Annotated in this window: 27 protein-coding genes and 1 tRNA gene; 15 read left to right on the top strand and 13 right to left on the bottom strand. The window is 58.9% G+C overall.

The annotated features are described in order from the left end of the window. Positions 1-10: 10 nt before the first annotated feature. A complete protein-coding gene (locus tag AC2FNB_RS03230; RefSeq protein ID WP_480750485.1) occupies positions 11-643 on the top strand; it encodes a DNA-3-methyladenine glycosylase family protein in 633 nt (210 codons plus the stop codon). Next, positions 640-1,305 carry an alpha/beta hydrolase gene (locus tag AC2FNB_RS03225; RefSeq protein WP_496744429.1) on the top strand — a complete coding sequence of 222 codons (666 nt, stop codon included), beginning with the start codon at positions 640-642 and terminating at the stop codon, positions 1,303-1,305. The genes AC2FNB_RS03230 and AC2FNB_RS03225 overlap by 4 nt, the downstream gene beginning before the upstream one ends. 93 nt (positions 1,306-1,398) lie before the next feature. Here the strand turns inward: AC2FNB_RS03225 and AC2FNB_RS03220 are convergent, their stop codons facing one another. After that, entirely contained in the window at positions 1,399-2,001 is a 603-nt protein-coding gene (locus tag AC2FNB_RS03220; protein ID WP_496744457.1) for an rRNA large subunit pseudouridine synthase E, read from the bottom strand. Between the two features lie 214 nt (positions 2,002-2,215). On the opposite strand from AC2FNB_RS03220, the gene AC2FNB_RS03215 reads away from it, so the two are divergent. Continuing rightward, positions 2,216-2,800, top strand: a complete 585-nt coding sequence (locus AC2FNB_RS03215; RefSeq protein ID WP_480750488.1) for an HNH endonuclease — start codon at positions 2,216-2,218, stop codon at positions 2,798-2,800. A gap of 8 nt (positions 2,801-2,808) precedes the next feature. Here AC2FNB_RS03215 and AC2FNB_RS03210 read toward each other — a convergent pair whose 3' ends face one another. Continuing rightward, positions 2,809-3,273: a disulfide bond formation protein B gene (locus tag AC2FNB_RS03210; RefSeq protein WP_496744427.1), complete on the bottom strand. Its 465-nt coding sequence runs from the start codon at positions 3,271-3,273 to the stop codon at positions 2,809-2,811. Further along, entirely contained in the window at positions 3,270-3,848 is a 579-nt protein-coding gene (locus tag AC2FNB_RS03205; RefSeq protein ID WP_480750490.1) for a YqaA family protein, read from the bottom strand. The genes AC2FNB_RS03210 and AC2FNB_RS03205 overlap by 4 nt, the downstream gene beginning before the upstream one ends. Before the next feature lie 137 nt (positions 3,849-3,985). Here AC2FNB_RS03205 and AC2FNB_RS03200 point away from each other — a divergent pair. After that, positions 3,986-4,071: transfer RNA gene (locus tag AC2FNB_RS03200), tRNA-Leu, on the top strand. Positions 4,072-4,553: 482 nt separating this feature from the next. On the opposite strand, the gene AC2FNB_RS03195 is transcribed toward AC2FNB_RS03200, so the two are convergent. Continuing rightward, complete coding sequence (locus tag AC2FNB_RS03195) at positions 4,554-4,976, bottom strand: hypothetical protein (RefSeq protein WP_480750491.1); 423 nt, start codon at positions 4,974-4,976, stop codon at positions 4,554-4,556. Between the two features lie 200 nt (positions 4,977-5,176). Here AC2FNB_RS03195 and AC2FNB_RS03190 point away from each other — a divergent pair, with 200 nt between their 5' ends. Beyond that, positions 5,177-6,808 carry a winged helix-turn-helix domain-containing protein gene (locus tag AC2FNB_RS03190; RefSeq protein ID WP_496744424.1) on the top strand — a complete coding sequence of 544 codons (1,632 nt, stop codon included), beginning with the start codon at positions 5,177-5,179 and terminating at the stop codon, positions 6,806-6,808. 130 nt (positions 6,809-6,938) lie between these two features. Here the strand turns inward: AC2FNB_RS03190 and AC2FNB_RS03185 are convergent, their stop codons facing one another. Beyond that, positions 6,939-7,682 (bottom strand): methyltransferase domain-containing protein, encoded by a 744-nt coding sequence (locus AC2FNB_RS03185; RefSeq protein ID WP_496744423.1) that lies wholly within the window; start codon positions 7,680-7,682, stop codon positions 6,939-6,941. 350 nt (positions 7,683-8,032) lie between these two features. Next, entirely contained in the window at positions 8,033-9,802 is a 1,770-nt protein-coding gene (locus AC2FNB_RS03180; protein WP_496744421.1) for an adenylate/guanylate cyclase domain-containing protein, read from the bottom strand. A gap of 222 nt (positions 9,803-10,024) precedes the next feature. On the opposite strand from AC2FNB_RS03180, the gene AC2FNB_RS03175 reads away from it, so the two are divergent. Next, on the top strand, positions 10,025-10,888 hold the full coding sequence (locus AC2FNB_RS03175; RefSeq protein ID WP_496744420.1) for a proline iminopeptidase-family hydrolase: 864 nt from the start codon (positions 10,025-10,027) through the stop codon (positions 10,886-10,888). Between the two features lie 201 nt (positions 10,889-11,089). Here AC2FNB_RS03175 and tyrS read toward each other — a convergent pair whose 3' ends face one another. Continuing rightward, positions 11,090-12,343: a tyrosine--tRNA ligase gene (gene tyrS / locus AC2FNB_RS03170; protein WP_496744418.1), complete on the bottom strand. Its 1,254-nt coding sequence runs from the start codon at positions 12,341-12,343 to the stop codon at positions 11,090-11,092. A 119-nt stretch (positions 12,344-12,462) separates the two neighbouring features. Here tyrS and AC2FNB_RS03165 point away from each other — a divergent pair, with 119 nt between their 5' ends. After that, positions 12,463-13,572, top strand: coding sequence for an anhydro-N-acetylmuramic acid kinase (locus AC2FNB_RS03165; protein ID WP_496744416.1), 1,110 nt, complete (start codon positions 12,463-12,465; stop codon positions 13,570-13,572). Here AC2FNB_RS03165 and AC2FNB_RS03160 read toward each other — a convergent pair. Together AC2FNB_RS03160 and AC2FNB_RS03155 are read right to left on the bottom strand one after the other, a co-directional pair. Further along, positions 13,553-14,443 (bottom strand): fatty acid desaturase, encoded by an 891-nt coding sequence (locus AC2FNB_RS03160; protein WP_496744414.1) that lies wholly within the window; start codon positions 14,441-14,443, stop codon positions 13,553-13,555. The two genes, AC2FNB_RS03165 and AC2FNB_RS03160, sit on opposite strands and share 20 nt — an antisense overlap. Before the next feature lie 146 nt (positions 14,444-14,589). Further along, positions 14,590-15,009: a cupin domain-containing protein gene (locus AC2FNB_RS03155; RefSeq protein ID WP_480750499.1), complete on the bottom strand. Its 420-nt coding sequence runs from the start codon at positions 15,007-15,009 to the stop codon at positions 14,590-14,592. Between the two features lie 87 nt (positions 15,010-15,096). Here AC2FNB_RS03155 and AC2FNB_RS03150 point away from each other — a divergent pair, with 87 nt between their 5' ends. Together AC2FNB_RS03150 and AC2FNB_RS03145 are read left to right on the top strand one after the other, a co-directional pair. Beyond that, positions 15,097-16,515 carry a protein adenylyltransferase SelO gene (locus AC2FNB_RS03150; protein WP_480750500.1) on the top strand — a complete coding sequence of 473 codons (1,419 nt, stop codon included), beginning with the start codon at positions 15,097-15,099 and terminating at the stop codon, positions 16,513-16,515. A 70-nt stretch (positions 16,516-16,585) separates the two neighbouring features. Then, on the top strand, positions 16,586-17,302 hold the full coding sequence (locus tag AC2FNB_RS03145) for an endonuclease/exonuclease/phosphatase family protein (RefSeq protein ID WP_480750594.1): 717 nt from the start codon (positions 16,586-16,588) through the stop codon (positions 17,300-17,302). A 145-nt stretch (positions 17,303-17,447) separates the two neighbouring features. On the opposite strand, the gene AC2FNB_RS03140 is transcribed toward AC2FNB_RS03145, so the two are convergent. Further along, a complete protein-coding gene (locus AC2FNB_RS03140) occupies positions 17,448-17,921 on the bottom strand; it encodes a nucleoside deaminase (RefSeq protein WP_480750501.1) in 474 nt (157 codons plus the stop codon). Positions 17,922-18,275: 354 nt separating this feature from the next. Here AC2FNB_RS03140 and AC2FNB_RS03135 point away from each other — a divergent pair, with 354 nt between their 5' ends. The 6 genes from AC2FNB_RS03135 (at position 18,276) to AC2FNB_RS03110 (ending at position 22,985) form a co-directional block, all read left to right on the top strand. Beyond that, a complete protein-coding gene (locus tag AC2FNB_RS03135) occupies positions 18,276-18,689 on the top strand; it encodes a Fur family transcriptional regulator (RefSeq protein ID WP_480750502.1) in 414 nt (137 codons plus the stop codon). 213 nt (positions 18,690-18,902) lie between these two features. Next, a complete protein-coding gene (locus AC2FNB_RS03130; protein ID WP_496744411.1) occupies positions 18,903-19,787 on the top strand; it encodes a DMT family transporter in 885 nt (294 codons plus the stop codon). A 173-nt stretch (positions 19,788-19,960) separates the two neighbouring features. Then, on the top strand, positions 19,961-21,235 hold the full coding sequence (eno, locus tag AC2FNB_RS03125; protein WP_496744409.1) for a phosphopyruvate hydratase: 1,275 nt from the start codon (positions 19,961-19,963) through the stop codon (positions 21,233-21,235). An 84-nt stretch (positions 21,236-21,319) separates the two neighbouring features. Continuing rightward, positions 21,320-22,006, top strand: coding sequence for a haloacid dehalogenase type II (locus tag AC2FNB_RS03120; protein WP_496744407.1), 687 nt, complete (start codon positions 21,320-21,322; stop codon positions 22,004-22,006). After that, on the top strand, positions 21,999-22,517 hold the full coding sequence (locus tag AC2FNB_RS03115; protein WP_496744405.1) for a GNAT family N-acetyltransferase: 519 nt from the start codon (positions 21,999-22,001) through the stop codon (positions 22,515-22,517). Before AC2FNB_RS03120 ends, AC2FNB_RS03115 begins: the two co-directional genes overlap by 8 nt. Before the next feature lie 312 nt (positions 22,518-22,829). Beyond that, positions 22,830-22,985: a hypothetical protein gene (locus AC2FNB_RS03110; RefSeq protein WP_480750507.1), complete on the top strand. Its 156-nt coding sequence runs from the start codon at positions 22,830-22,832 to the stop codon at positions 22,983-22,985. Between the two features lie 11 nt (positions 22,986-22,996). Here the strand turns inward: AC2FNB_RS03110 and AC2FNB_RS03105 are convergent, their stop codons facing one another. The 3 genes from AC2FNB_RS03105 to mazG all read right to left on the bottom strand — a co-directional run bounded on the left by AC2FNB_RS03105 (position 22,997) and on the right by mazG (position 25,314). Beyond that, positions 22,997-23,446: a GNAT family N-acetyltransferase gene (locus AC2FNB_RS03105; RefSeq protein ID WP_496744403.1), complete on the bottom strand. Its 450-nt coding sequence runs from the start codon at positions 23,444-23,446 to the stop codon at positions 22,997-22,999. Next, the gene (locus AC2FNB_RS03100) at positions 23,443-24,384 is read right to left on the bottom strand and encodes a nucleoside hydrolase (RefSeq protein WP_496744401.1); all 942 of its coding nucleotides are present in this window, start codon (positions 24,382-24,384) and stop codon (positions 23,443-23,445) included. Before AC2FNB_RS03100 ends, AC2FNB_RS03105 begins: the two co-directional genes overlap by 4 nt. Before the next feature lie 63 nt (positions 24,385-24,447). Next, positions 24,448-25,314 (bottom strand): nucleoside triphosphate pyrophosphohydrolase, encoded by an 867-nt coding sequence (gene mazG, locus AC2FNB_RS03095; RefSeq protein WP_496744399.1) that lies wholly within the window; start codon positions 25,312-25,314, stop codon positions 24,448-24,450. Positions 25,315-25,321 lie beyond the last annotated feature (7 nt).

The following is a 25,321-nucleotide window of genomic DNA, read 5'->3' as shown; positions in this document are numbered from 1 at the left end:
GAGTGTCCGGATGAGCACCGGCCGGATAATCGAAACGTCTGATTGTGTCGCCGAAGGGGCGGCCTGGCTGGCGGGTCAATGCCCGCGTATGGCGCGTGCGATGGAACTGACGGGTCCCCTGCCACTACGTCGCAGGCCAGACGGGTTTGCGCAGTTACTGAGCGCGATTGTCAGCCAGCAAGTCAGTGTCGCATCAGCCAACGCGATCTGGATCCGGCTTAGGCAGGCCAGACTCACTGGGCCGCGCAAGATCATGTGGGCGACCGACGACGACTTGCGAAACGCAGGCCTGAGCCGACAGAAGATCCGCTATGCCCGCGCTTTGGCTGAGGCGCGTATAGATTACAACGCCTTACGTTCAGCATCAGATGCGGAAATCATCACAACTCTGACCGAAGTTCCGGGCATCGGAGCCTGGACGGCCGAGATTTACGCCATGTTTTCTCTGGGACGTGCGGACGTCTTTGCACCGGGCGACCTGGCACTTCAGGAGGCTGCGCGCGTTCTTTATGACCTTTCGGAACGGCCAACAGAGAAACAACTGCGGCAAATGGCCGAAGCCTGGTCCCCGTGGCGGTCGGTTGCAGCCCGTGTGTTGTGGGCCTATTACCGCGTGGCGAAGGACAGGGAAGGGATCAGATGACACGGGTTTTGAATGCGGGCCGCAAAGAGCCGGTTTCTGGCAGCACGCGCTCGGCTGTCGTGTTCGTTCACGGATACGGAGCCAATGGGGCCGATTTGCTGGGGCTGGCAGATGTGTTGGGAGAGCATTTGCCGGATACGCTGTTCGTCGCACCTGATGCGCCCGAATCCATTCCGGGGATGCCATTTGGATTTCAGTGGTTTCCGATTCCGTGGATTGACGGCTCGTCCGAGGAAGAGGCGCGTCGTGGCATGGAAATGGCTGTGGAGGATTTCAACGCCTTTCTGGACGCACTTATGGTGGATGAGGATCTATTGCCCGAACAGGTCGTTCTGTTCGGGTTCAGTCAGGGCACGATGATGAGCCTGCACGTGGCGCCGCGCCGCGAAGATCCGGTGGCAGGGATCGTGGCCTTTTCCGGACGGCTGCTGGAGCCCGACATTCTGGTCGACGAAGTGGTCAGCCGGATGCCGGTTCTTCTTGTTCATGGCGATGCCGACGATGTCGTGCCGCCACAATCCCTGCCAGAGGCCGCCGAGGCACTGCAAGGCGCGGGGTTCAAGGAAGTATATGCGCATGTGATGAAAGGCACCGGTCACGGTATTGCTACGGATGGGCTGAGTGTGGCGTTGGCGTTCATGCGCGACAAGCTGGGCTTGTAATCCGCTGGAGAGGATGAGGGGCGCTGCCCCTCTTGTCCTTTGGGCAATTCACCCCCAGGGTATTTCGAACCAGAAAGAAGCCCGTCTTGCTGGTCATCGCCTTGTCTTTTCGTGGTTGTCCGGTCTTCGTGCGACCGAAGCTGGAAGGGGAAGGGCTTCCCAAGCACCGGGAGCGAGATCATCCAGTGTCCACTCTCCGATACTATACCGGATAAGGCGCAGGGTGGGGTGACCGACGGCGGCGGTCATGCGGCGCACCTGCCGATTTCGGCCTTCACGAAGGGTCAGTTCGATCCAACTGTCGGGCACGGACTTCCTGACCCGGATTGGCGGGTTGCGCGGCCAAAGATTCATCGGCTCTCCGATCAGGCGGGCCTTGGCTGGTCGCGTCAAGCCATCTTTCAGTTCGACCCCCTGTCTCAAAACGGACAATGCGGCGTTGTCGGGAAGTCCCTCGACCTGAACCCAATAGGTCTTGGATGTTTTGTGTTTCGGGTCCGCGATCCGGGCTTGCAGCCTGCCGACATCCGTCAATAGCATCAGTCCCTCGCTGTCCCGGTCGAGACGTCCGGCGGGATAGACGCCAGGCAAGTCGATGAAATCCGACAGGGTCCGGCGCGGCGATGCGACGCTGCCGCGATCGGTGAATTGTGGCAGCACGTCATAGGGTTTGTTGAAGCGGATGAACCAGGACATGATCACTCACATATCCTGCTTAGGGGATACTGGGCAAGCTGTGGATAACTGTCACCCGCTTGTTGCCGAAGTACAGTATTCTTTCTTCGACATATTGTAGAAACTCTGGGCTTGTCAGAGTTTTGACACGATATATAGTCAAGGTAAGGCTGGGGCGGGTGCTCCCCGCTCTGGTGTCACGAACGGGCAGTAGAGAGCGAGGAGCGAGTCTGTGATGGACGGAGACTTCAGGACCGAATTTGTCAGGGAACCCGGTGCGTTGAAACACCATCCGGCGTTGGTTCTGAACGCGGATTATCGGCCTTTATCCTACTATCCCCTGTCACTTTGGCCCTGGCAGGAAGCGATCAAGGCCGCCTGGCTTGACAGGGTGGATATCGTGGCGGAATACGACGAAGTTGTCCGCAGTCCCAGCACAGTGATCCGAATACCGTCGGTGGTTGTGCTGAAAGACTATGTGAAACCTCAAAAGCGCGTGGCCTTCACGCGCTTTAATTTATTTTTGCGCGATGAATTCCGCTGTCAGTATTGCGGTGCAAAAGGGGATCTGACCTTTGATCACGTCGTTCCGCGTGCGGCGGGCGGGGTTACAAGTTGGCAGAATGTGGTAGCTGCGTGCAGTTCATGCAATCTGCGCAAAGGGTCGAAATCGCTCAAACGCGCCGGGATGACATTGCGCAAACCGCCGCGCCAGCCACAGGCCGAAGAGTTGCGAAATATCGGGCGCAAGTTCCCTCCCAACCACCTGCACGACAGCTGGATGGATTTTCTGTATTGGGATGCAGAACTGGAAGCCTGAAATTGGCGCTATCTGGCGCGGGCGGCTGCAAGCCAGATTGCGGCCAGCCCCATTGAGACAACCGCGTTCCAGCTGGCCATGGATAGCCCGAACAATTCCCACGGCACTTCGTCGCAACGTACCAGTGGCGCCGCCATGATTTGCTCCATCAACTGTTCCGCCGACAGGCCGTCGATGTCTCCGGATGTGCAGGTTGTCGGACCTTCCCACCAACCGCGTTCAACCCCGGTGTGATAAAGCCCGATAACAGCTGTCGTCAGTGCGGCGAACGCACCTGCATAAGGTAAGGAGCGAAGCGAGGGCAGGGCGAGCGCCACGCCGCCAATCAAAAAAGCTGCTCCATGAGGATAGCGCTGCCAGATGCATAGCTTACAGGGAGCCATGCCGCCGAAATACTGAAACCCCCACGCCCCCAAAAGCATCGCCGCGGACCCGAGTGCGGCTAAGATGATAAGGTTTTTTTTGTTGGTCATAGGTATCTCACCAGCATGAAACCACCGATCAGAAGCACGATAAACAATGTGAAAACCAGACCGAGCCTTTTTTCGATGAAATCTCGGATTGGCTCACCAAAACCCCACAACAGCCCTGCAAGCACAAAGAACCGAAGCGCGCGGGCTAGGATCGAAGTTGCAATGAAAGTTCCAAGTGGCATTCCTGTCCAGCCTGACATAATGGTGATGACTTTGTAGGGGAACGGGGTCACACCCGCAGTCAACACCGCCCAAAAACCGAAATCGTTGAAGCGGGTGTTGAACTCCTCCATCGCCTGAGCCTTGCCCATGGCCTGCAATATTGGCTGGCCGACGCTGTCATAAAAGAAGGCGCCAATGGCATAGCCCAGCAATCCACCAAGAACCGACGCGACCAGGGCGACCGAGGCAATCAGCCAGGCTCGTGAGGGGCGGGCCAGAATCATCGGAATCATCAGCACGTCAGGCGGGATCGGAAAAACCGAGCTTTCTATGAAAGCAACCGCGGCAAGCGCCCACATGGCGTGCGGATGTTCCGCCAGACGAATTGTCCGGTCATAAAGAGAGCGCAGCATCGGGTTTCCGTTTCCACCAATCAATCTCGACTGCAGGGCAAATCATGCGGATCGCGAGCCGTCAACATCTGCAATAGGCAATTGCTGATTTTTGCCTCTGGACCTTCCTCAATTCGGACGCTAATCCAGTGTTCGTGGCCCAAGTGGCGGAATGGTAGACGCAGGGGATTCAAAATCCCCCGCCTTTGCGGGCGTGCCGGTTCGAGTCCGGCCTTGGGTACCATGAAAAGGGGCGCTTCCGAATTGCTTCGGAAGAGCCCCTTTTTTCTTTTGTAAATAAGGGTTTAGTTGTGCTGGTAGTGACCGCGTCAGCGGCTTGAATCGCGCTGCAAGAAACTCGTCTTAAAGGCGACGCTTGTGATCTTGAAACGTTTTCTCGGACATTCACAGCCTGCGTTTTTGAGATTGCGCGCGAGTAAACCGTGCCTCAGATAGGCAATTCTCATGCGGCCATATCGAGGGGCTGGACGTCTTCCAGCCCTTCGAAAAAGTGTGCGTAAACTTCCAGCGTGACAGACGGCGTGTGGTGAGTGGAATTATCTTCATCAATCGCATCGGGTTCGGGTGGCGAATCCCGCTGGATCAGTGCAAGGGAATTTCTTGCAGGGTTCGCTCGGACCAATGCGGGATGAGAAAGGTCGTTTGCAGGACCAGCATGCCAGTTTCTAGAAAATCAGATCAATCTGAGGTTTTCTTGTGTAAGGGCTAGGGACTGGCCCGTGCATTCAACAACCTTTCGGCAAGCTTTTGTTTTTGCCATTTCAGATAGAGCAGATAGCTGAGCCGGTTGGTCTCGGAGCGCTGGATCGGGGACATCGCCTCAAAGTCTTCCAGCGAGATATTCGGCAGAAATGAAAGCTTGAATTCGAGGTATTTCGTCGCGCAACCCTGCGCCTCGATTGGGGACAGCACAGTTCTGGTGGCTTTGTTAGCGCAACGGAAGTAGGCCTGAGCCTTATCGCGTGAAGGCACCTCGACCGCGATGCCCGGTGCGCATTCGGTCTTGGTGCAACTGCCGAAACCTGGGGAGTGGCTGCGGCGCGGCGCCGAATTCAGGGACAGTGCTGCGGCGAATGCGATGATGGCGCAGGATGGTACGATTGCGGTAGCGGGCAGAGAATCCAGCATCTGTCGTCCTTTCGCGGGTTATCTAGGAATGGCATCCAGTCTCGGGGCAGCCGACGCCGGGGGGCAAACGAAATTCCATGAAACCTCGTGAAATCAACGGACCCTGAGAGCGCGGGTGTGAACAGGAAAAGTGAAAAGACGGGATTTTCGGTGTAATATCACTTTATGCGTCCGGCCTGACAGGAAGGAGCAAGACCCGAGTGAGGTACGTTTTCAGCGAATTCGAAATGGACTTGATGCGCCGTCAACTCTTTAGCGGCGGTCGTAAGGTTTCTCTGCGTCCAAAAAGCTTCGATGTTCTGGCCTTCCTGGTGCGGAGTGCCGGGAAGCCGGTGGAAAGACAGGCGCTTTTGAATGCCGTCTGGCCCGACACTATCGCGTCGGCCGATACGCTGGCCCACAGCATCTGCGATATTCGAGACGCGCTTGGTGACGTGGGTAAGCAGCTTGTGCTGACAATTCCCGGCAAGGGTTATCAGCTGGCAGCCCCCGTCGTGGTGGCCGAAGAGCCGCAAAAGGAATCAGTCAGGTTACAGCACAGGGGAAACAGCAGGTTTCACGTGATACTGGGAGTACTGGTTGTTCTGGCGATCATCGCTGCTTTGATGATCCGCAAGTCACCCACTCGAGAGGAGGATGCACTTTTTGCTGACCCGCCTTCGATCGCTGTCATTCCTTTCAGGAACCTGTCCGGCGACCCCGAGATCGAGCCGTTCGTGGCCGGGCTCAGCTCGGATGTCAACGTGGCACTGTCGCGGGTTCCGGAACTGCTGACCATCGCGGAAAACACGGCGGCGCGGTACCGGAACCGGGAAATTGACATTGCGGCTATCGCTGCTGAACTGGGGGTCAGCCATGTCATGACCGGATCGGTACAGCGCGACGGGTCTTCTTTGCGAATCTTTGTCGAGGTTTCTTCGGGCCAGGATGCGTCTACTGTTTGGTCGAGACGGTATGACCGGAACCTGTCGCATTTTCTTGAACTGCAGGATGACATCGTACGTAATGTTCTTGTCGGCTTGCAGATCGAACTGACGCATGGCGATACTGCCGGATATCTCAGTGGCGGAACCAGAGACATCGAGGCGTGGCTGACCAATTTCGAAGCACTGTCGGAAGGCTTCAAGTTTCGCGAAGACAGCAACTTGCGCGCACGACATTTGTATGAAACGGCGGCGCAGTTGGATCCGAATTGGGCCGAACCGCTTGCCGGGCAGGCTTGGACCTATCGTGAAGCATTGCGGCGCGGCTGGTCGCATGACCCGGAGGCTGACAGAAAGAAGTGGCTTAACCTAGCGGAAGCCTGCGCCGAACTGGACCCGGTGAAACACAGCTGTTTCATACAGCTTGGCAACTATTACATCGAGAACGGGCAGGTGGAGCAGGGGCTGGAGCTGAGAGAAATCGCGCTGAAATTCGCGCCCAGCGATCTGTCGGCCCTGTCCGGCCTGGCATGGCAACTGATCCTTGTCGGTGATGTTTCTCGGGGGCTTGAGCTGTTGCAGAGGGCCAAGAAGGTTAGCCCGATCCATCCGCCCTGGCTGCTTGCGACCGAGGCCTATGGCTACCAGATGGTTGGAGAGTTCGACAAAGCCGTCGAGCTGTTCCGGGAGGCGCTGGATCGGGGTGATTTTCCAGACTGGCACGCGAGGCTGGCGGCGGTTTATGTCGAATTGGATGACATGGAAAACGCGAGGCTGCATGGCAGGACATTTGTCGAGAAAAGCCCAGGCAGGACGGTTTCTGACCTGACGAAAATCCTGACGATTCAGGATGCCGAACGCACAGAACACTATTCCGATCTGCTGAGACGGGCAGGGGTTCCGGATTGACAGGGTCTGTTTGCGCGGAGAAGTGCTGGAAAATCGACGGAGACGTTGAGTTCGCAGCGCATAGGAACATTGTTTTGTCTGTTGGAGAGCTTCGTCGTCTCCAGGTGCCTGGCAGCATCATTGGTCGGACCTAACTCGGCTTGAATCCTGTCACAACGAATTGAGGGGACACCAACAGGTAGGTTCCTCTGTCGAGAGCTCTTTCGATCTGTTCGACAACTTGCTTGATTGAGCCGGCGTCCAGAATTCGGCTTTCCATTGCATATTTGGCCATGTTGTGAACCATACCCAACAGACGGCCATTTACGTCTGCGTTCGCGAAAACCGAAATCCTTATATCGTGAAACCCCGCCTCCGCAAATGTCCGGTACAGCTTTCTGCCCATGTCCGAATTCCGGCAGGCATAAGACGCAGACTTGACGAAGGCCCGCCACAGATCGTGCTCGACCGGCTCGGCGACCATCATGTACCAATCGCTGTCGATGGCGTGAGTCAGGCCGCCAGGTCTAAGTGCGCGACGAAACTCCCGCAGGGTTTCAACCGGTTCGTCAACATACATGAGAGTATTGCGGGCGGTTACCCGGTCCAGGGAATTGTCGGCAAGCGGAAGCGTGATCCCGTCGCTATGATACGTGTGCAGGCGATCGGCGACACCAGCTTGGGTGGCGTTTCGTCTAGCAATTTCAAGAAAGTCGGAGTTGATGTCTATGGCGTGGACCTGGCCCTCATCGCCCACCCGTCGGGCCAATTCTACGGCGATTTTTCCCGGGCCACATCCAAAGTCGGCTACGATTTGGCCTGTTGAAATACCTGCCGGCGCGTAGAGTGTTTCGGCTGCGTTGTCCCATTGGAAGCCGGATTTGTATGCCGACATCCGGTCCTGCTCAATGTGGCGCCAATGTGCTTTGTAGAAAGGCTCACTTGTCAATTTGCAGTTCCTGATTGCAGGACAAGACAATGCCTAGCACGATCAGAGAGCAATGTCTGCCTTGACGGCCAATCGAACACAGATCACAGCCCGTCTGGTACCCAGAATTTCGCTACAGCGTGGCGTTTTTCTCCTGACCTCTGTTTGATCGGCCGAAACCCTTGCTTGGGTCACGGGAACTGTGGCAATGAGATCGGTCAAACCGCTCGTGCCGGTAAGGTTGGCAAGGTCGGGAGGCGGCTTTTGAGCCGTGAGCGGGCGTTTCGTTTGTCGAAAACCGCAATTGCCGTACGAGGTTACCGAATTTCCAGCAAATCCGCCTTTGCCAAACCCTGCAAGACCATCTCTTCGTGGGACGAGTCAGATAAAGACAGTCGTGCCAGCCGGGTTTTGATGGAAAATGACGGGTCAATGGCCTGCAGTTCCTTCCAAATCGCACGCGCTTGGTCGAGTTCGCCAAGGTGCCCCAATGCGGAGGCCAACCAGGCGCGTCCGATATCGGTGTCTTTCACGAGGAAAACACGTTCTCGCAACAGCACCGCAGCGGTTTCGAAGTTGCCTTTCAGGAAATGCGCCATGGCCAGAAACTGCAGGTATTGATGGCGAAATGACGGATCAAGCCGGATCGCGCGCTCAAGATGGTCGATCGCGCCTTCTAGCTTGCCCTGAGCCAGCTCAATTTCGCCTCTAGTGAACCAGCCCAAAGAATAATCGGAGCTTTTCGACATCGCCTTGTCAAGCAGTTCACTCGCTAGGTCCAGCTTTCCCTGCCAGCGCGCGATGACCGCAAAAGCGTGATTGGTCCACAGTCCGTCTGGCCTGATTTTCAGACCTTGTTGGGCAAATACCTCGGCCCTACGCATCGCTTCCTCGGAAGAGGTGCCAGACCAGTGGTTATGGAAATCCAACACATGCATTATTGCGAGAATGGCATGTGCGTCTGCATAATACGGATCACGGGAAATTGCCCGTTCGCCATAATAGACCGCCTGCTTCCAGCCGTCAGCGTTCAAACCGGGAAAGAACAGAAAGCCGCGCATGCGCATGAAGTCTTCGTGGGCCTCTATGTTGGCCGTGCCGACATCTGTGATGTTGGCACGCTCGGTGGAGGTCAGCGAAACCTTCAACGCCTTAACGATTTCAAGCGTCACCTCGTCTTGTACCGCAAAAATGTCGGTCAGGTCCCGGTCGTAGCGATCTGCCCAGACGTGACTTCCGTCTCTGGCATCAATCAGCTGCGCATTGATGCGGACACGTTGCCCGGCCTTCCTAACGCTGCCTTCCAGAACATGGGTAACACCCAGTTCCTGTCCAATGATGCGCAAATCAACGGCCTTTCCCTTGTAGGCAAAGCTAGAATTGCGTGCGATCACCGTCAAACCGGAGACCTTGGACAGATCGGTGATGATGTCTTCACTGATCCCGTCCGAAAAATACTCCTGTTCTGGGTCGCCGGACATGTTGTCCAGAGGCAGGACGGCGATGGAATGGGGTGCGTCGCGAGAGGATGAAGAATTGCGTTGCTTTGCAGGCTGTGCGTCAGTGGCATTCTGCGGATGCCAATGGAACACCCGCAGGGGACGGTCGATATTCTTTACTGAGACATTTCCGCCGTCCTGAAAGGCCATTCCCAAGCGGTCGCCGACGCTTTCCTGTACGACCGAGGAAATGCATATGCCCCCTGGTCGGGCCAGTTGTTCCAGCCTGCTGGCAACATTCACACCATCGCCAAAAATATCGTCGTCCTGAAAGATTATGTCGCCCAGATTGATTCCGATCCTCAGGGTGATGCCCGAGGTGTCATCCAGACCTGCCATCGTTTCCTGAATGTCTTTGCCACATTGCACGGCATCCAGAACACTCAGGAACTCCACGAGGGCACCATCACCCATGAGTTTCACCACGCGTCCGTTGTTGCGGGACACAATCGGAGCGAAAACGATCTTCCGGTGCTGATTGAGTGCGCCCAGAGTCCTTGACTCGTCTTCAGCCATCAGCCGGGAATACCCGACTATGTCCGCGGCAAGGATGGCGGAAAGGCGACGAGGCTGCAAAACGTCGGTCATTACAAAGTCGTATGGCAGTTCTCCACCGCGGTCTAGCCGGGTCTTCTTTCAAACCCGCTTTTCCCGGTTGAAAAGCCAAGGCGTTGCCTTGTCTCTCGTGAACAGCGCTGGATTGAGCTTTGCCCTTTCGTCGTGTCGTTTCCCTGGCAAGCATGTTTCGAGTAAAATGATGCCCCAAGGCTGTGGATACTAGCCTAGCATTCGACAAGGGGGAGAACTGCTGTGGAGCGCAGGATTGACCTGAATAATGGCCATAAGGTCTGGACTAAGACGGTAGGCGGCGGCCCCGGCTTGCCGCTATTGCTGCTACATGGCGGGCCTGGGGCCGGGCATGACTATCTCGAACCGCTTGAGGCGCTTGGAGCTGACCGTCCGGTGATTTTCTACGATCAGCTTGGCTGTGGGAAATCGGACAAGCCGAACAACCCCGCGCTATGGACCATTGAACGCTTTTCGGATGAGGTTCAGGAAGTGCGCGATGCCCTTGACTTGGGGCGCTGCCATATACTTGGACAAAGCTGGGGCGGTTGGCTGGGCATTGAATACCTGCTGCGTCACCCGCCGGGTCTGGCCAGTATGGTCCTGGCGTCGACCTCGGCCTCGATTCCGCAGTTTTCGGCGGAATGTGACCGCCTGATTGCGGAACTGCCAGACAAGCACCGAAAGGCACTGCAATACCACGGGCCGCGCGGTGAGTTCGAACATGAGGCCTATGCCGCGGCCGAACAGGTGTTTTATGGCAACCATGTTTGCCGTTTGGAGGAGTGGCCGGACTGCCTTATGCGCTCGGTAGAGAACCTGCATCACAATCAGGTCTACGAGACAATCAACGGCCCGAACGAGTTCACCACCATCGGCAACCTGCGTTACTGGAACCGCATTCCGGATCTCGGTCAGATCAAAATCCCGTGCCTGATCACCTGTGGCCGCCATGACGAACTTGGTCCGAACTGTGCTGAAACCTTGCAAAAAGGCATTCCCAAGGCTGAAATGGTGATCTTTGAAGCTTCGGCACATGTGGCGCACATCGAGGAAACGGAAGCCTACATCAGATGCGTGTCGGAGTTTCTGAAACAGCACGATTGATTTGCAGTTTCCCTTAAAAGAAAGGCATGAAAGCCAAAGCGACGAATGAAAAGCGAAGAACCGCGGTCACTGATAGCCATGGCTCGCGGAGAATATTTTCAGCTTATTGAAGGCTATGCTCGGCCAATGGGAGCATTCCGCCGCTTGGACGCTGCTTTGAATTTTTTTCAAGCAGCGCCAAGCTTGTTTCCTGCGGGTCTTCTATCCCAATTGCACCAGCGCGTGGCGTTTCTTGCCTGCGCTCAACTTGATCGGCGAGGCTAGGGTGCCTGCGTCGATCATCAGGCCTGCGTCGGTCAGCGGCGTGTCATCGAGACGGGCGCCGTTTTCGGCGATCAGGCGCTTGGCCTCTTTGCCCGATTTGGCGAGCCCCGATTTGACAATGATCTGCACGATGGACATTCCGTCACCCAACTCTTCGGCGCTGAGGGTGAGGGTTGGCAGGTCGTCGCCCACACCGCCCTTCTCGAACACCTCGCGCGCGGTCGCCTCGGCGGTTGCGGCGGCTTCAGCCCCGTGGCAGAGCGTAGTGACCTCGTTGGCGAGGATGATCTTGGCTTCGTTGATGTCCGAGCCTGCCAGCACACCCAAGCGGGCGCATTCCTCGACCGGCAGTTCGGTGTAGAGCTTGAGAAACCGGCCTACGTCGGCATCGGTGGTGTTGCGCCAGAACTGCCAGAATTCGTAAGGCGAACGCATGTCGGCGTTGAGCCAGACTGCACCGTCCTGGGATTTGCCCATCTTCTTGCCGTCCGAGGTGGTTAGCAACGGCGAAGTGAGGCCATAGACCTCATGGTCGATCACCCGGCGGGTCAGGTCGATGCCGTTGACGATATTGCCCCACTGATCCGAACCGCCCATTTGCAGGATGCAGCCGTAACGGCGGTTCAACTCCATGAAGTCATAGGCCTGGAGGATCATGTAGTTGAATTCCAGGAAGCTGAGCGATTGTTCGCGGTCGAGGCGGGATTTCACGCTCTCGAAGCTAAGCATCCGGTTTACGCTGAAATGCCGCCCGATATCGCGCAGGAAATCGAGATAGTTCAGGTCGTCCAGCCACTCGGCATTGTTGAGCATCAGCGCCGCGTTTTCGGCGCCGCTGTCATAGTCGATATAGGCGGCAAAGACCTTGCGGATGCCAGCGATATTGCCGTCAATCTGGTCCGGCGTCAGCAGCGGCCGCTCGTCGGCGCGGAAAGACGGATCGCCCACCTTGGTGGTGCCGCCGCCCATCAGCGTGATCGGCTTGTGCCCGGTCTTTTGCAGCCAGCGCAGCATCATGATCTGGATCAGGCTGCCCACATGCAGCGATTTGGCGGTGGCGTCAAAGCCGATATAGCCGGGTTGGCATCCCTTGATCAGCGCCTCGTCGAGGCCCTGGTAATCGGTGCAGTCGGCGAGAAAGCCGCGCTCCATCATCACCGCGATGAAATCCGATTTGGGATGGTAGGTCATGTCTTGCCTCGGGTTGGAATTGCGGGGCAACTTATAGAGAGCAATCCGGAAAGTGGAAACCGGTTTTCGGGGCAAAATGCGTGCGTATTCGGGGCGTCGTCAATCGAAAGGAAAAGGCCATGAGCAGGGCCATCAACAAGACAGGGCCGGTGCGGGCGCTGGGGGCGATGTCGGGAACGTCGATGGACGGGATCGACGTGGCCGTGGTCGAAACCGACGGGCACCAGATCAAAGCGTTCGGGCGAAGCGGATACAGGGCCTATACCCCGGACGAACGCGTCGTTTTGCGCGCCGCGATGGGTCAGTGGAAGGGCGACGATGTCGAGGCGGCGGAAATGCTGGTGACTTTGCTGCATGCCGAGGCGTTGGCCGGGTTCGCAGATGTCGCTCTGGTGGGGTTTCACGGCCAGACACTGGTGCATGATCCGCAGGGCAAGGGCACCTTGCAGGTGGGTGACGGAGCTGCGCTTGCCGAAAGACTGGGAGTGCCGGTGGTGTGGGATTTCCGCTCGGACGATGTGGCGATGGGTGGCGAGGGCGCGCCGCTGGCGCCGTTCTTTCATTTCGCCTGCGCCAAATGGTTCGACGCTGGCCAGCCCTTGTGTTTTCTCAATCTCGGCGGGGTCGGCAACCTGACCTATGTGGACCCGTCCTTTGCCCGACCCGAGGAGAAGGGCGCGCTGTTGGCCTTTGATACCGGGCCCGCAAATGCGCCGGTTGATGACCTGATGCAGGCGCGATTCGGTCTGGCAATGGACCGCGATGGCGCGGTAGCGTGCAAAGGGACGGTCGAAGAAGGCATTCTGGAGCGGGCCCTGGCCGAGCCCTTCTTTGCCCGCATTCCACCCAAGTCGCTTGATCGCAACGATTTCGCTCGGATGGCGGCGCTGGTCGACCCCCTGGCCGACGCTGATGCGGTGGCAACACTGACGGCGTTGTGTGCGGCGAGCGTGGCGCAGGGGATGGACCATTGCCCGAAACCGCCGGCGCGCGTTCTGGTCACCGGCGGCGGGCGGCACAACCCGGTATTGATGCAGATGCTGCGAGTGTCGATAGATTGCCCGGTTGAACCGGTTGAGGCGGTGGGGCTGAATGGCGACATGCTCGAGGCGCAGGCTTTTGCCTATCTGGCGGTGCGTGTGGCGCGGGGGCTGCCGACCTCCTGTCCGGGCACGACCGGTGTCAAGGCGCTGGTGGGGGGCGGGATTGTCAGCGTTCCAGAGCACTGAGGTAGTCGGAAGTGAACTCTCCGTACCCGTGCGAGGTCGAAGTCAGATGTGTCCGCGTGAAGGTGTGAAAGGCGGGCAACTGGTGAAACGGCACATTCGGAAAGGCATGGTGCTCGGCATGATAGGGCATGTTCCAGGCCAGGAACCGAACGATCCGGTTGGTGAAAGTGGTGCGCGAGTTTTCCAGCATGTTGGAGACGGCCGGGCATAGCCCGTGTTCGGCCAGCAGGTAGGCGCGCAAAAACGGTTGACCCACCAGAACCGGCAGAACCCAGAGCCACAGGAGCACAGGAGAGGTCAGAAGGCTGAGCGCTGCCAGCGCATAGAGCACCAGTAGACCCTGCGCCTCGTGCCGCATTGCCGGGTGTCGGCGTTGCGGCAAATAGGGCGCGTCGATCCGGCCGATGGCGTTCTGCACCAGCACTTTGGCCATGCCCGTCCAATAAAACCAGCCGCTGAGATAGACGATTAGGCTGCCGCGGCTACGGGGCCGTGGTCTGCCAGCCAGTTCCGGATCCCGGTCGGGATCGTTGGTCCATTTATGATGGGCCAGATGAAAATAGCGAAACCAGGTGAAGGGCAAGGCGATGAGCAATCCCGCCGCATGCCCAACCGCCTCGTTCATCCAATCGGTGCGAAATGGCGTTTTGTGGGTGCATTCGTGGCTGAGCGTGAAGAGAAACACCAGCAACAGGCCCTGCGGAAGAATCAGCAACGGCCAAAGCGGAACCTGCAAGAATATACCTGCCGTCGTCACAGCCAGAGCCGTAAGATAGAGCGCCAGATGCCTCAACCCGGCCCGGTCCGAGCGTTGCTGCAGCGCCGCTTTGGTTTCGGCGGGAAGGGAAGAGATCAGGTCGCTATGGTCCATGGCTCATAGTCGCAATGCGGAGGGCTCGGTCAAGTACGTCATTTCGCCAAGGGCGCTGCCCCTCTTGCCCTTCGGGTAAAAAACCCCGGGGAGTTTGAGGGACTGCGTCCCTCATAAATAAAAGAATAAAAGCGCGCCAAAGGCGCTCAATTTGACGGGATGTCGAAACCGGGTGCGGCGAGTTCGAAGCCGCTGAATTCAAAGCCGGGTGAAACGGTGCAACTGACCAGTGTGAAATCGCCAGTGCTGCGGGCTGCCTGCCAGTGGTTTTCGGGTACGATCAGTTGCGGTGCTCCGTTTGTCAGGTCAGGGGTCAGCAGGTGGTCGGTAGCGGGGCCTGTTTCGGTGGCGCTTACAGACAGGGTCAGCGGTGCACCCGCGTGGTAGAGCCAGATTTCCGTCGCGTCGACCTTGTGCCAGTGGCTGCGTTCGCCGACCTGGAGCAGAAAGTAGATGCAGGTGCCAGTTGCGCGGCCGGGATTTCCGGCGCGCCAGGTTTCGCGGAACCAGCCGCCCTCGGGATGGCGTTGCAGGTTCAGGCGGTCGATGATCTCGTGCGCGGTCATTGAGACTCCGTGGTATTTTGCGCGATTATGCCGGGGGTTGATCGCTGAGGCTATGGCAATTCCGTGCGCGAAGCATATGTTCGGGCCATGACCCTGACGATCCCCTTCGACAACACCTATGCCCGTTTGCCTGGCAGTTTTTATGCGCGGCTGGCGCCGCAACGGGTGCGCGCGCCACGGTTGATTGCTTTCAACGAAGATCTGGCGCGGATCATGGGCATTGTGCCTGGTGAGGTCGACGAAATGGCGCAGGCCTTTGCCGGCAACGTTTTGCCCGAAGGGGCAGAGCCGCTGGCGCAGCTCTATTCCGGGCATCAGTTCGGGCATTACAATCCGCAACTGGGCGACGGGCGCGCCTTGTTGCTGGGTGAGACGGTCGGAGCCGACGGGGTGCGCCGTGACATTCAGCTGAAGGGATCGGGCCGAACGCCGTTTTCGCGGCAGGGCGACGGGCGGGCGTGGCTGGGGCCGGTGCTGCGCGAATACGTAGTGTCCGAGGCGATGCACAACCTGGGCATTGCGACCACGCGGGCGTTGGCTGCGGTCGAGACCGGAGAGGTGGTGCTGCGCGAAGGGCCGATGCCCGGCGCAGTGTTGACGCGGGTGGCACGGAGCCACCTTCGCGTGGGGACGTTTCAGGTGTTTGCCGCGCGTGGCGATATCAACGGTTTGAGGCGGCTAACCGATTATACCATTGCACGGCATTACCCTCAGGTTGAGGGGCCGATGGGATTGCTGCGCGCTGTTCGGGACGCGCAGGCGCGGTTGATCGCACAATGGATGAGCGTAGGGTTCATTCACGGGGTGATGAACACCGATAATTGCTCGATCGCCGGGGAAACCATAGACTATGGTCCCTGCGCGTTCATGGACAGCTATCATCCCAACACGGTTTACAGTTCGATCGATCGGACAGGGCGCTATGCCTATGCCAATCAGCCCGATATCGCCGTATGGAACATGGCGCAACTTGCCACCGCGTTGATCCAGCAGATGGAGGACCGGGAGGTGGCGGTGGAGGAGGCGACGGAGATCGTCCACGATATGCCTGGGGCGATCGAGGGAAACTGGCTGCGGCTGTTCCGTGCCAAGGTTGGGCTTGCGACGGAAGAGGCAGGGGATATGGAACTGATCGGAGATCTGCTGACAAGGATGGCACAGAACCAGGCGGATTTCACAAATACGTTCCGGGCGTTGGGGACTACCGTGGCGCGGGACCAGTTCGCCGATCCGACGGCCTATGACACCTGGATCAAGACATGGGGCGCGCGCGTAGAGAGAGAGGAAGGCGTGGCGAATCGGTTGGTGGAGGCCAATCCGGCCTTCATTCCGCGCAACCACCGGATCGAGCAGATGATCGAAGCGGCGGTGCGGGGTGATTGCGCGCCGTTCCATCGCCTGAACGATGTGTTATCGCGCCCTTATCAGGATCAGCCCGAGAACCGGGACCTCACCCGTCCGCCGACCGAGAGCGAAGTAGTGCATGCGACGTTCTGCGGAACCTGACATGCGGGGTGGGGTTGCGCATTGCGGTGACGGCGGCGATGCTCAGGGCATTCTGCCGGTCCGAGAGACAATGACCAAAACCGCGACCCTTCGCATTGCGAGTTACAACATCCAGAAATGTGTGGGCCTCGATCTGCGCCGCCAGCCGCAGCGCATCCTTAAGGTGCTGGACAGGCTGGGGGCCGATATCGTGGTGTTGCAGGAGGCCGACAAGCGCCTACCACCTCGTCCCGCCGCGCTGCCGCATTTCATGCTGGAAGAGGCCGGTTGGCAGGTAGCCGATCTGGGCGGCGCGGGCAGCCTGGGATGGCATGGAAATGCGGTGATCTGGCGCGGCGCGGGTATCACCGTGCATCGGACCGGCCATCACGATCTGCCGGGTCTGGAGCCGCGCGGCGCGGTGCGGGTGGAGTTCGAGACCTCGATTGGCCCTTTGAGGGTGCTTGGCATGCATCTGGGTCTGATGTCGCGATGGCGGCACCGGCAGGTGGTACACATGCGCCAGGACAGCCACAGGCTGGAGGCGATGCCGACTGTCTGGGCGGGCGATTTCAACGAATGGTCGCGCCACCCGGTACTAGATCATCTGGTTCCGGACATGCGCTTTCTGCCACCTATACCAAGCTTCCCGGCCGCGCAGCCGCTGGGGGCGCTGGACCGGATCGCGCTGGGTCCGGGGCTGGAGGCAAGGGCGCACGGGGTCTGTTCCGACCGGCCCGCGCACATCGCTTCGGACCATTTGCCGGTCTGGGCGGATCTGGGTGTTGCGCGCCCAGGGTCGTCTTGAATCCGCCGGTCTCCGGAGATTCTGACGTGATCGTCAAGGCTGAATGCGTGAAGTTCGTCAGCGTCGGATCGTGTGGACCCATCTCTGGTTGGAATGGCCCATTGGTTTTCCGGGTATTCTTGCCGTTTTCGAAGCTCCGCTCATGCTACCAGAAACCCTTGTGCCCTTCGGCAACCTCGTCCTCGATTTCGGAGTAGGGGCCACGGGTTTCCACAAGGCGCTGGCCCGCGGTGAATACCGCCTCGCAGGGCAAGTCCAACGTCAGGTTTTCGGGATTGTTGCCAGTCAATACCGCCAGACGCTTTTCGGTCATGCCATAGACGACTGTGCCAATCCCTGCCCAATAACAGGCCCCGGCGCACATGCAGCAAGGTTCGACCGATGTGTATAATGTGCATTTTTCAAGGAATTCCGGATCGTATTGACGGCTCGCTTTGCGTGCGACATTCAATTCGGCGTGCCCGACCCCCTTGTCATCCCCATAGCTGTTGCCGGAGCGGATGAGGATTTCACCGTGCGGGTCGACCAATGTTGCGCCGAACGGATGATTGCCTGAAGCGCGGCTTTGCTTTGCTATCCGGATTGTCTCGCGCAAATGCCGAAGATCGTGTTCCTTCATGTCGCCCTCCTGACGGTTGAAATCACCAAGTTCAAACAACTCTTCTTGTGACATTATCAGTGTTTGCGCGCATTTGAGCGTGCTTTCATATTCGTTGTGTGGAGACTTTCGAAAGGTTCCTTGTCAAAGTTCAGAATCCTAGTCGACGCAGGCTCGTAATTGGAGTTCGTACTTTTCAATCACGGCGCGACAGCCGGTGTGCCGGATCCATCTTGACGGCAGGCCTTGTGGTCAAACAGATCAGGCTAGGCAACCAATGTTGACGTCTTCCTGCGCCGGTGTGCCGCAAAACCCGGTGGCAGTACGGGCGCGAACGTATTATGACGGAACTCCAAAGACCGATGGGGACTGGTAATGTCGGACACGATCATCGCCCGATGCGAGGCCAAGGGCCTGCGTATGACCGGCCAGCGCCGGATCATTGCCCGAGTGCTGGAGGACAGCGACGATCATCCGGATGTGGAAGAGCTTTACGCCCGCGCCTCGGCGCTTGACTCGGGGATCTCGATCGCCACGGTCTATCGCACTGTAAAGCTGTTCGAGGAGTCCGGAATTCTGGATCGGCTGGAATTCGGCGATGGACGGGCGAGGTACGAGGATGCCGAGCGTGACCATCATGATCATCTGATCGACCTGAATTCGGGTGAGGTGATCGAGTTCGTCGATCCCGAGATCGAGGTGCTGCAGGAAAAGATCGCGGCCCGGCTGGGGTACAGGCTCAAGGGGCACAAGCTGGAACTATACGGGGTGCCGGTCAAGAAATCCTGACGGCGAGGGGCGCTGCCCCCCCTCTTGCCCTGCGGCAATTCACCCCAGGGTATTTCAAACCAGAAAGAAGCAGGTGCGCATCACGGATTGCGATGGTGTGCGTCACGTCTTTTGATGGCGCGCGCCGGGATTTTGCTTGCCGGGATAGCGATCTTGGGGTTTGGGTGGCGGTGTCACCGGGCAGGTTGGTCGCCCGGCTTTCAGGGAACGCGCATGAACAACGTCAACGGCATCTTGCTGGTCGTGGCCTCGATGGCCTTTTTTACGCTTGAGGACATGTTCATCAAGCAGTTGTCGGGCGCGGTGCCGACTGGGCAGATCATGATCGTGTTGGGTGTCTTTTGTTCGACTGCCTTTCTGGTTATGGCGGTCGTGGGGCGCAAAAGGGTGTTTCTGCGCGAGGCCTGGGCGCCTCTTCCACTTGTTCGGGCGGCCTCGGAAGCGGTGGGGGCATTATTCTTCATCACCGCCTTGTCGCTGGTCGACCTGTCGACGGTGGCGGCAGTTTTCCAGGCCCTGCCACTGACGATTACGATGGGTGCGGCATTATTCATGGGCGAGCAGGTGGGCTGGCGTCGCTGGTCTGCTATTTTTGTCGGACTTATCGGCGTGCTGATGATCATCCGCCCCGGTTTCGAGGGGTTCGAGCCCGAATCCCTGTTTGTCGTGGCCACTGTCGTCGCCATTGCCGCGCGTGATCTGATTACACGGGTGATCGATGCGAAGGTGCCCTCGGTCGTGGTAGCTTCTCAGGCTTATTTGGGGCTGATCTTTGCTGGTGTGGCGCTGATGCTGTTCTCGGGGCAGTCCGTGGCGCCGTTGGAGAGCGTGCAGATCGGGCCGTATTTCGGCGCCGTCGTCTTTGGGGTGCTGGGCTATTATGGCATCGTCAGCGCAATGAGGATCGGAGAGGCCTCGGCAGTCACGCCGTTTCGGTACACCCGGCTGGTATTCTCCATTCTGGCAGGCATGCTGGTGTTCGGAGAGCAGCCTGATGCCTGGACGCTGGCCGGGGCGTCTCTGATCATCCTGTCCGGGCTTTATACTTTTTTCCGCGAACGCAAACTGGCACGCAAAATGGCATTGGCGGCGGTCTGAACTGCGGCTTGCTGTCTCAGATCCGGAACGCTCCTGAAGATGTTGGCGCAAACAGCGAAATGTTAGCCCTAAACCACGGGAAATTGGAGCGTTAGCGATAACGGAGGCGGTTTACAATCTGCCCGGCAGTGCTATGACGCTGACAACTCTAGCCATCGTCAGGAACCGATTTCATGAGCACCATCATCGATATTCACGCGCGCGAAATTCTCGACAGCCGGGGCAATCCAACCGTTGAGGTGGACGTGATCCTGGAAGACGGCACCATGGGCCGCGCCGCCGTGCCTTCGGGCGCGTCGACCGGAGCTTATGAAGCGGTGGAAAAGCGTGATGGCGACAAGGCACGTTACTTGGGCAAGGGCGTGCTGGAGGCAGTCGCGGCCGTCAATGGCGAGATTGCCGAGGAACTGGTCGGCTTTGATGCCACCGAACAGGTGGCGATCGACAGTGCGATGATTGAGCTGGACGGTACCGAGAACAAGGGCCGTCTGGGCGCCAATGCGATTTTGGGTGTTTCGCTTGCGGTGGCGAAGGCGGCCGCCGATTTCACCACCCAGCCGCTTTACCGCTATGTGGGCGGCTCATCGGCCCGCGTTCTGCCGGTGCCGATGATGAATATCATCAATGGCGGCGAGCATGCCGACAACCCTATCGACATTCAGGAATTCATGATCATGCCGGTGAGCGCGGGCAATATCCGTGACGCTGTACGCATGGGATCGGAAGTATTCCACACGTTGAAGAAAGAGTTGTCGACCGCCGGGCTGGCGACTGGCGTAGGCGACGAAGGAGGATTTGCCCCCAATATCGCTTCGACCCGCGAGGCGCTGGATTTCATTCTCAAGTCCATTGAAAAGGCCGGGTACAAGCCCGGCGAGGAAATCTATCTGGCGCTGGATTGTGCCGCGACCGAGTATTTCAAGGATGGAAAATACGTGCTGTCGGGTGAAGGCAAGACCCTGTCGAGCGAGGAGAACGTGGCCTATCTGGCGGCCTTGGTGCAGGACTATCCGATTATTTCGATCGAGGACGGGATGTCGGAGGATGACTGGGATGGTTGGAAGGCACTGACCGACGAATTGGGCGGCAAGGTGCAGCTGGTGGGGGACGATCTGTTCGTGACCAATCCGGCGCGCCTGGCCGAAGGGATCGCGAAGGGCTGCGCCAATTCGATGCTGGTGAAGGTGAACCAGATCGGGTCGCTGACCGAGACGCTGAAAGCGGTCGATATGGCGCATCGCGCACGGTACACCAACGTGATGAGCCACCGTTCGGGCGAGACCGAGGACGCCACCATTGCAGATCTGGCTGTCGCCACAAACTGCGGCCAGATCAAGACCGGTTCGCTGGCGCGATCGGACCGGCTGGCCAAGTACAACCAGCTTATCCGGATTGAGGAAAGCCTGGGCGAGGTGGCTGAATACGCTGGGCGGTCGATTCTGCGCTGAGGCGCTTGGATCGGCTGGAAAGTTCTGGCCAGCCGTTCATTTCAGGGTACTCTGGCCGGGTCGTTCGATAGGGATGGCCCGATCATGATTCAGGCATTGATCTTTGACGTATTCGGCACGTGCGTGGACTGGCGCAAGTCGGTCGCGCGCGAGGTGGCCGAGCATGTGCCGCAGGTGGACGCCGCAGCGTTCGCGACGGCGTGGCGGGCGGAATATGATCCAGCGATGGCCCGAGTTCGGCGAGGCGCTCGGGGATATGTACCGCTGGACGACCTGCATCTGGAAAATCTGATGCGCGTGTGTGGTGCGATAGGGGTCCATTTGGTGAAGCCGCTGGCGCTGAACGCGGCGTGGGAAAGGCTCGACCCTTGGCCGGATGTGGTTGAGGGGCTTCAGCTGTTGCAGCGGGACCGGATAATCGCGCCTTGTTCCAACGGCTCGATTGCGCTGATGACGCGGTTGGCACGCTATGCCGGGTTGCCGTGGGATTGTATTCTGGGGGCCGATCTGGCGCGGGACTACAAACCCAAGGCGGAGGTCTATCTGAAGAGTTGCTCCGCGCTGCGACTGCCGCCCGAACGGGTAATGATGGTGGCGGCACATAACAGCGATCTGCATGCGGCCCGGACAGCGGGACTGTTGACCGGGTTCGTGCCGCGCCCGACCGAGCATGGGGTGGGACAGGTCACCGACCTGGAGCCTGACAACGACTGGGACATCGTGGCGGCCGATTTCATCGATCTGGCCGAACAGGTGCGGGTGCATGGATAGGCGGGTTTTGTCGGTATCGCTGGCGGAGGGCGACCGGGATCTGGCCGCGATCCGGCTGCTTTGCCGAGACTATCGTACGCTGCTTGACGAACGCTGGTCGGATGTGCCGGCCTTTCTGGATCGATACTATAACGAACAGACCTTCGAGAACCTGTTGCGGCGGCTGCCTGAACTGCATGCACGCCCAAAGGGGGCGCTGTTCGTGGCACGGTTGCAGGACCGTGTCGTGGGATGCGCGATGACGCATGCGGTCGGGGCAGGAGTCTGCGAGATAAAGAGGGTGTACGTTTCGGACGTGGCGCGCGGTCACGGTGCGGGTCTGGCCTTGTTCGAAGCGGCGATGAATCAGGCGCGCGAGGATGGCTATGTGCGGATGGTGCTGGACACGACCACGCGGCTGACCGAGGCGATTGCCCTTTATCGTAAGCTGGATTTTGTGGAAGTGGAGCCATTCTATACCCCGGACGCGGATCTGGAGGAGCACCTGATGTTCTTTGGGCGAGAGCTTTGAGCGGGATGCGACATTAAGGCTGGGTCTATTTCCTTGGAAGTGTTCACGGATTTCTCGCGAAAACTTGAATATGTGTGAACGAGGCTACATCTTTTTCAAACAGGGTCCGCTTTGATGGAGCCAGATCTTGGAAAGGGAAAACGATGTCTTTCAGAAAAGGAACTCTTGTTCTGACAGTGATCTCCCTGGGAGTTCTGGCGGCCTGCACAGGGGAAAGCAGTTACAATACCTGTTGCACCTATTACGGGGGGCGCTGAGCGGGCAGCGCGATTTGACCAGCCCGCAGGGGTTCAGTTTCAGAAGGGGAAGGCAATGACGTTGAACAGGCAGTTTTTGGTTCTTGCGGTGATGGCAATGGCGGTTCTGTCGGCGTGCACCGAACCGGATACATACCCGGTGACCGGTGAAAAGGCGTCGGCGAATGATTGGGTGAGAGAGGACTTTGGCAGCGCTTATTACGGGCGCTGAGGGAGGACCGGTCAGAGCTTGCGGCTCATCAGCATGTAGGTTTCTCGCGGAGTGAAGCCGGTGCGGCGGTAAAGCCCCTGGGCTTTTTCATCGTGACGGTCGACTTCGAGATGCAGGGCTCTGAGGCCACCGGCGGCAAGCGCCTTGGGCAGTTCCAGCAGCACCTCGGTAGCGATGCCGCGTCCGCGCACGGCGGGGCGGATATAGATCTCATCGACGAACCCGTCCATGCCGCCAAACTCGACCGACCAGCCGAAGGTGATAATGATGTAGCCCAGTGGCGCGCGCGACGGGCCGATCAGGTAGACGCAACCGTGCGGTATGCCCTGAAGCAGCGGCATCAGGGCAGTGCGGCGGTCTTCGTCGTCGCCTTGCAGGCCCATTTCGGCGTGGAAGGCAGAGACCAGCCCCATCAGCCGGTCGACGTCATCGGGACGGGCGAGGCGGAGTGCTGCGGTCATAACCGGGCCAGCCGTTCGGTGAGCAGGTGAAAGAAGCCTTCGGCATCAAGATCGCCCATGAAAGTGGCATTGGGCGCGCGGTCGGTCACGCCCCACCAGTCAGCCACGGTCATGCCGCGGGTCAGATCGGATTGGGTTTCAATCTCGACGTTGATATGGCGGCCTGTGAACAACTCGGGCCGGATCAGCCAGGCGGTAACGCAGGGATCGTGCAGCGGCGCGCCGGAGGAGCCGTATTTTTCCTTGTCGAACCGTTCGAAGAAATCGGTCATCTCGGCCACAGCGATGCCGACCGGGGTGGAGAGCGCGCGGAAGGCGTCGTTGCGTGGCTTGGTGACCAGTGCCTTGTGAGTTACATCGAGTGGCATGACCACGATCGGAGCGCCGGATTTAAAAACGATATCAGCTGCTTCGGGATCGACGTAAATGTTGAATTCCGCCGCCGGGGTGATGTTTCCGACCTCGAAATAGGCACCCCCCATCAGCACGATTTCCTGCACCCGATTCACGATGTCTGGGGCTTTTCCAAAGGCGGTAGCGATATTTGTCAGCGGGCCCAACGGACACAGCGTGACGGTTCCTGGCGCGTGCGCTCTTAAGCTTTCGATGATGAAATCGACGGCATGACCTTCGGCCAAGGGCATTTTCGGGTCGGGCAGGTCGGGGCCATCGAGGCCGGTCTTGCCATGCACATGCTCGGCGGTGACCAGCGTGTGTTTCAGTGGCCGGTCACAGCCCGCATAGACCGGAACCCGGGGCCGTCCTGCCAGTTCACAGATGATGCGGGCGTTCTTGGCGGTCAGCGCAAGCGGCACGTTCCCGGCAACGGCGGTGAGGCCAAGCACATCGATCTCGTCTGGGCTGGCCAGCGCCAAGAGGATGGCGACGGCGTCGTCCTGGCCCGGATCGGTGTCGATGATGATCTTGCGCGGAGTCATGGTGCCTCTCTGCGGTTCGGAAAACCGGACAGTCGCAAGCAAGGCCTGCCTTGTCCAGCAGGTTTATGCCTTGCGGCGTTCCTGGGCGTGTTCGGCGCGCGGGAGTTTGCCGTTTTCAGCGTGTTCGGCATGTTTGACCTCGTCCCAGAGCGCGTCCATCTCGATGAGCGTGCTTTGTTGCGGGGTCTTGCCGCGTTCGGCCAGTCGCGCTTCGACCTTGGCGAAGCGGCGGGTGAACTTGGCGTTGGTGCGGCGCAGGGCGGCTTCGGGTTCGATGCCCAGATGACGGCCCAGATTGACCATCACGAACAGCAGATCGCCGAATTCGTCCTCGAGCGCGTCTGCATCCATGCTGTCGCGGGCCTCTTCAAGTTCGGCCGCCTCTTCGGTGATCTTGGCCAGCACGTGGCTGGCGTCGGGCCAGTCGAAACCGACGCGGGCCGCGCGTTTCTGCAGCTTGTAGGCGCGCAAAAGGGCGGGCAGGTTGGAGGCGACGCCGTCCAGCGCGCCTTTCTGTTCCTTGCCTGCGCGCTCTGCGGCCTTGATCGCCTCCCAGTCGCGGGTCTGATCTTCGGCGGACTTGTCACGAGATTCGTTGCCAAAGACATGCGGGTGGCGATCGACCATCTTGTCGGACATGGTGCGCACCACATCCTGAAAGTTGAAATGTCCGGCCTCTTCGGCCATGCGAGCATGAAACACCGACTGGAACAGCAGGTCGCCCAATTCGCCTTTCAACTCGTCCCAGGCTTCGCGCTCGATGGCGTCGGCGACCTCATAGGCTTCTTCGATGGTATAGGGGGCGATGGTGGCGAAATCCTGCTCGATATCCCACGGGCAACCAGTTTTGGGATCGCGCAGGCGGCGCATGATTTCGACCAGCCGTTCGATCCCGGCGTCCGGGTCATGGATCAGCGGATTATCAGCCATTGCGAAC

The organism is Ruegeria sp. BHSB058, assembly GCF_059613285.1.
This window is presented reverse-complemented; position numbering and strand designations above follow the sequence as displayed.

Coding starts and splice junctions, on each gene's coding strand:
- AC2FNB_RS03230 (WP_480750485.1), top strand. CDS start 11: ATGAGCACCGGCCGGATAATCGAAACGTCTGATTGTGTCGCCGAAGGG.
- AC2FNB_RS03225 (WP_496744429.1), top strand. CDS start 640: ATGACACGGGTTTTGAATGCGGGCCGCAAAGAGCCGGTTTCTGGCAGC.
- AC2FNB_RS03220 (WP_496744457.1), bottom strand. CDS start 2,001: ATGTCCTGGTTCATCCGCTTCAACAAACCCTATGACGTGCTGCCACAA.
- AC2FNB_RS03215 (WP_480750488.1), top strand. CDS start 2,216: ATGGACGGAGACTTCAGGACCGAATTTGTCAGGGAACCCGGTGCGTTG.
- AC2FNB_RS03210 (WP_496744427.1), bottom strand. CDS start 3,273: ATGACCAACAAAAAAAACCTTATCATCTTAGCCGCACTCGGGTCCGCG.
- AC2FNB_RS03205 (WP_480750490.1), bottom strand. CDS start 3,848: ATGCTGCGCTCTCTTTATGACCGGACAATTCGTCTGGCGGAACATCCG.
- AC2FNB_RS03195 (WP_480750491.1), bottom strand. CDS start 4,976: ATGCTGGATTCTCTGCCCGCTACCGCAATCGTACCATCCTGCGCCATC.
- AC2FNB_RS03185 (WP_496744423.1), bottom strand. CDS start 7,682: ATGTCGGCATACAAATCCGGCTTCCAATGGGACAACGCAGCCGAAACA.
- AC2FNB_RS03180 (WP_496744421.1), bottom strand. CDS start 9,802: ATGACCGACGTTTTGCAGCCTCGTCGCCTTTCCGCCATCCTTGCCGCG.
- tyrS (WP_496744418.1), bottom strand. CDS start 12,343: ATGACCTACCATCCCAAATCGGATTTCATCGCGGTGATGATGGAGCGC.
- AC2FNB_RS03165 (WP_496744416.1), top strand. CDS start 12,463: ATGAGCAGGGCCATCAACAAGACAGGGCCGGTGCGGGCGCTGGGGGCG.
- AC2FNB_RS03160 (WP_496744414.1), bottom strand. CDS start 14,443: ATGGACCATAGCGACCTGATCTCTTCCCTTCCCGCCGAAACCAAAGCG.
- AC2FNB_RS03155 (WP_480750499.1), bottom strand. CDS start 15,009: ATGACCGCGCACGAGATCATCGACCGCCTGAACCTGCAACGCCATCCC.
- AC2FNB_RS03150 (WP_480750500.1), top strand. CDS start 15,097: ATGACCCTGACGATCCCCTTCGACAACACCTATGCCCGTTTGCCTGGC.
- AC2FNB_RS03145 (WP_480750594.1), top strand. CDS start 16,586: ATGACCAAAACCGCGACCCTTCGCATTGCGAGTTACAACATCCAGAAA.
- AC2FNB_RS03140 (WP_480750501.1), bottom strand. CDS start 17,921: ATGAAGGAACACGATCTTCGGCATTTGCGCGAGACAATCCGGATAGCA.
- AC2FNB_RS03135 (WP_480750502.1), top strand. CDS start 18,276: ATGTCGGACACGATCATCGCCCGATGCGAGGCCAAGGGCCTGCGTATG.
- AC2FNB_RS03130 (WP_496744411.1), top strand. CDS start 18,903: ATGAACAACGTCAACGGCATCTTGCTGGTCGTGGCCTCGATGGCCTTT.
- eno (WP_496744409.1), top strand. CDS start 19,961: ATGAGCACCATCATCGATATTCACGCGCGCGAAATTCTCGACAGCCGG.
- AC2FNB_RS03120 (WP_496744407.1), top strand. CDS start 21,320: ATGATTCAGGCATTGATCTTTGACGTATTCGGCACGTGCGTGGACTGG.
- AC2FNB_RS03115 (WP_496744405.1), top strand. CDS start 21,999: ATGGATAGGCGGGTTTTGTCGGTATCGCTGGCGGAGGGCGACCGGGAT.
- AC2FNB_RS03110 (WP_480750507.1), top strand. CDS start 22,830: ATGACGTTGAACAGGCAGTTTTTGGTTCTTGCGGTGATGGCAATGGCG.
- AC2FNB_RS03105 (WP_496744403.1), bottom strand. CDS start 23,446: ATGACCGCAGCACTCCGCCTCGCCCGTCCCGATGACGTCGACCGGCTG.
- AC2FNB_RS03100 (WP_496744401.1), bottom strand. CDS start 24,384: ATGACTCCGCGCAAGATCATCATCGACACCGATCCGGGCCAGGACGAC.
- mazG (WP_496744399.1), bottom strand. CDS start 25,314: ATGGCTGATAATCCGCTGATCCATGACCCGGACGCCGGGATCGAACGG.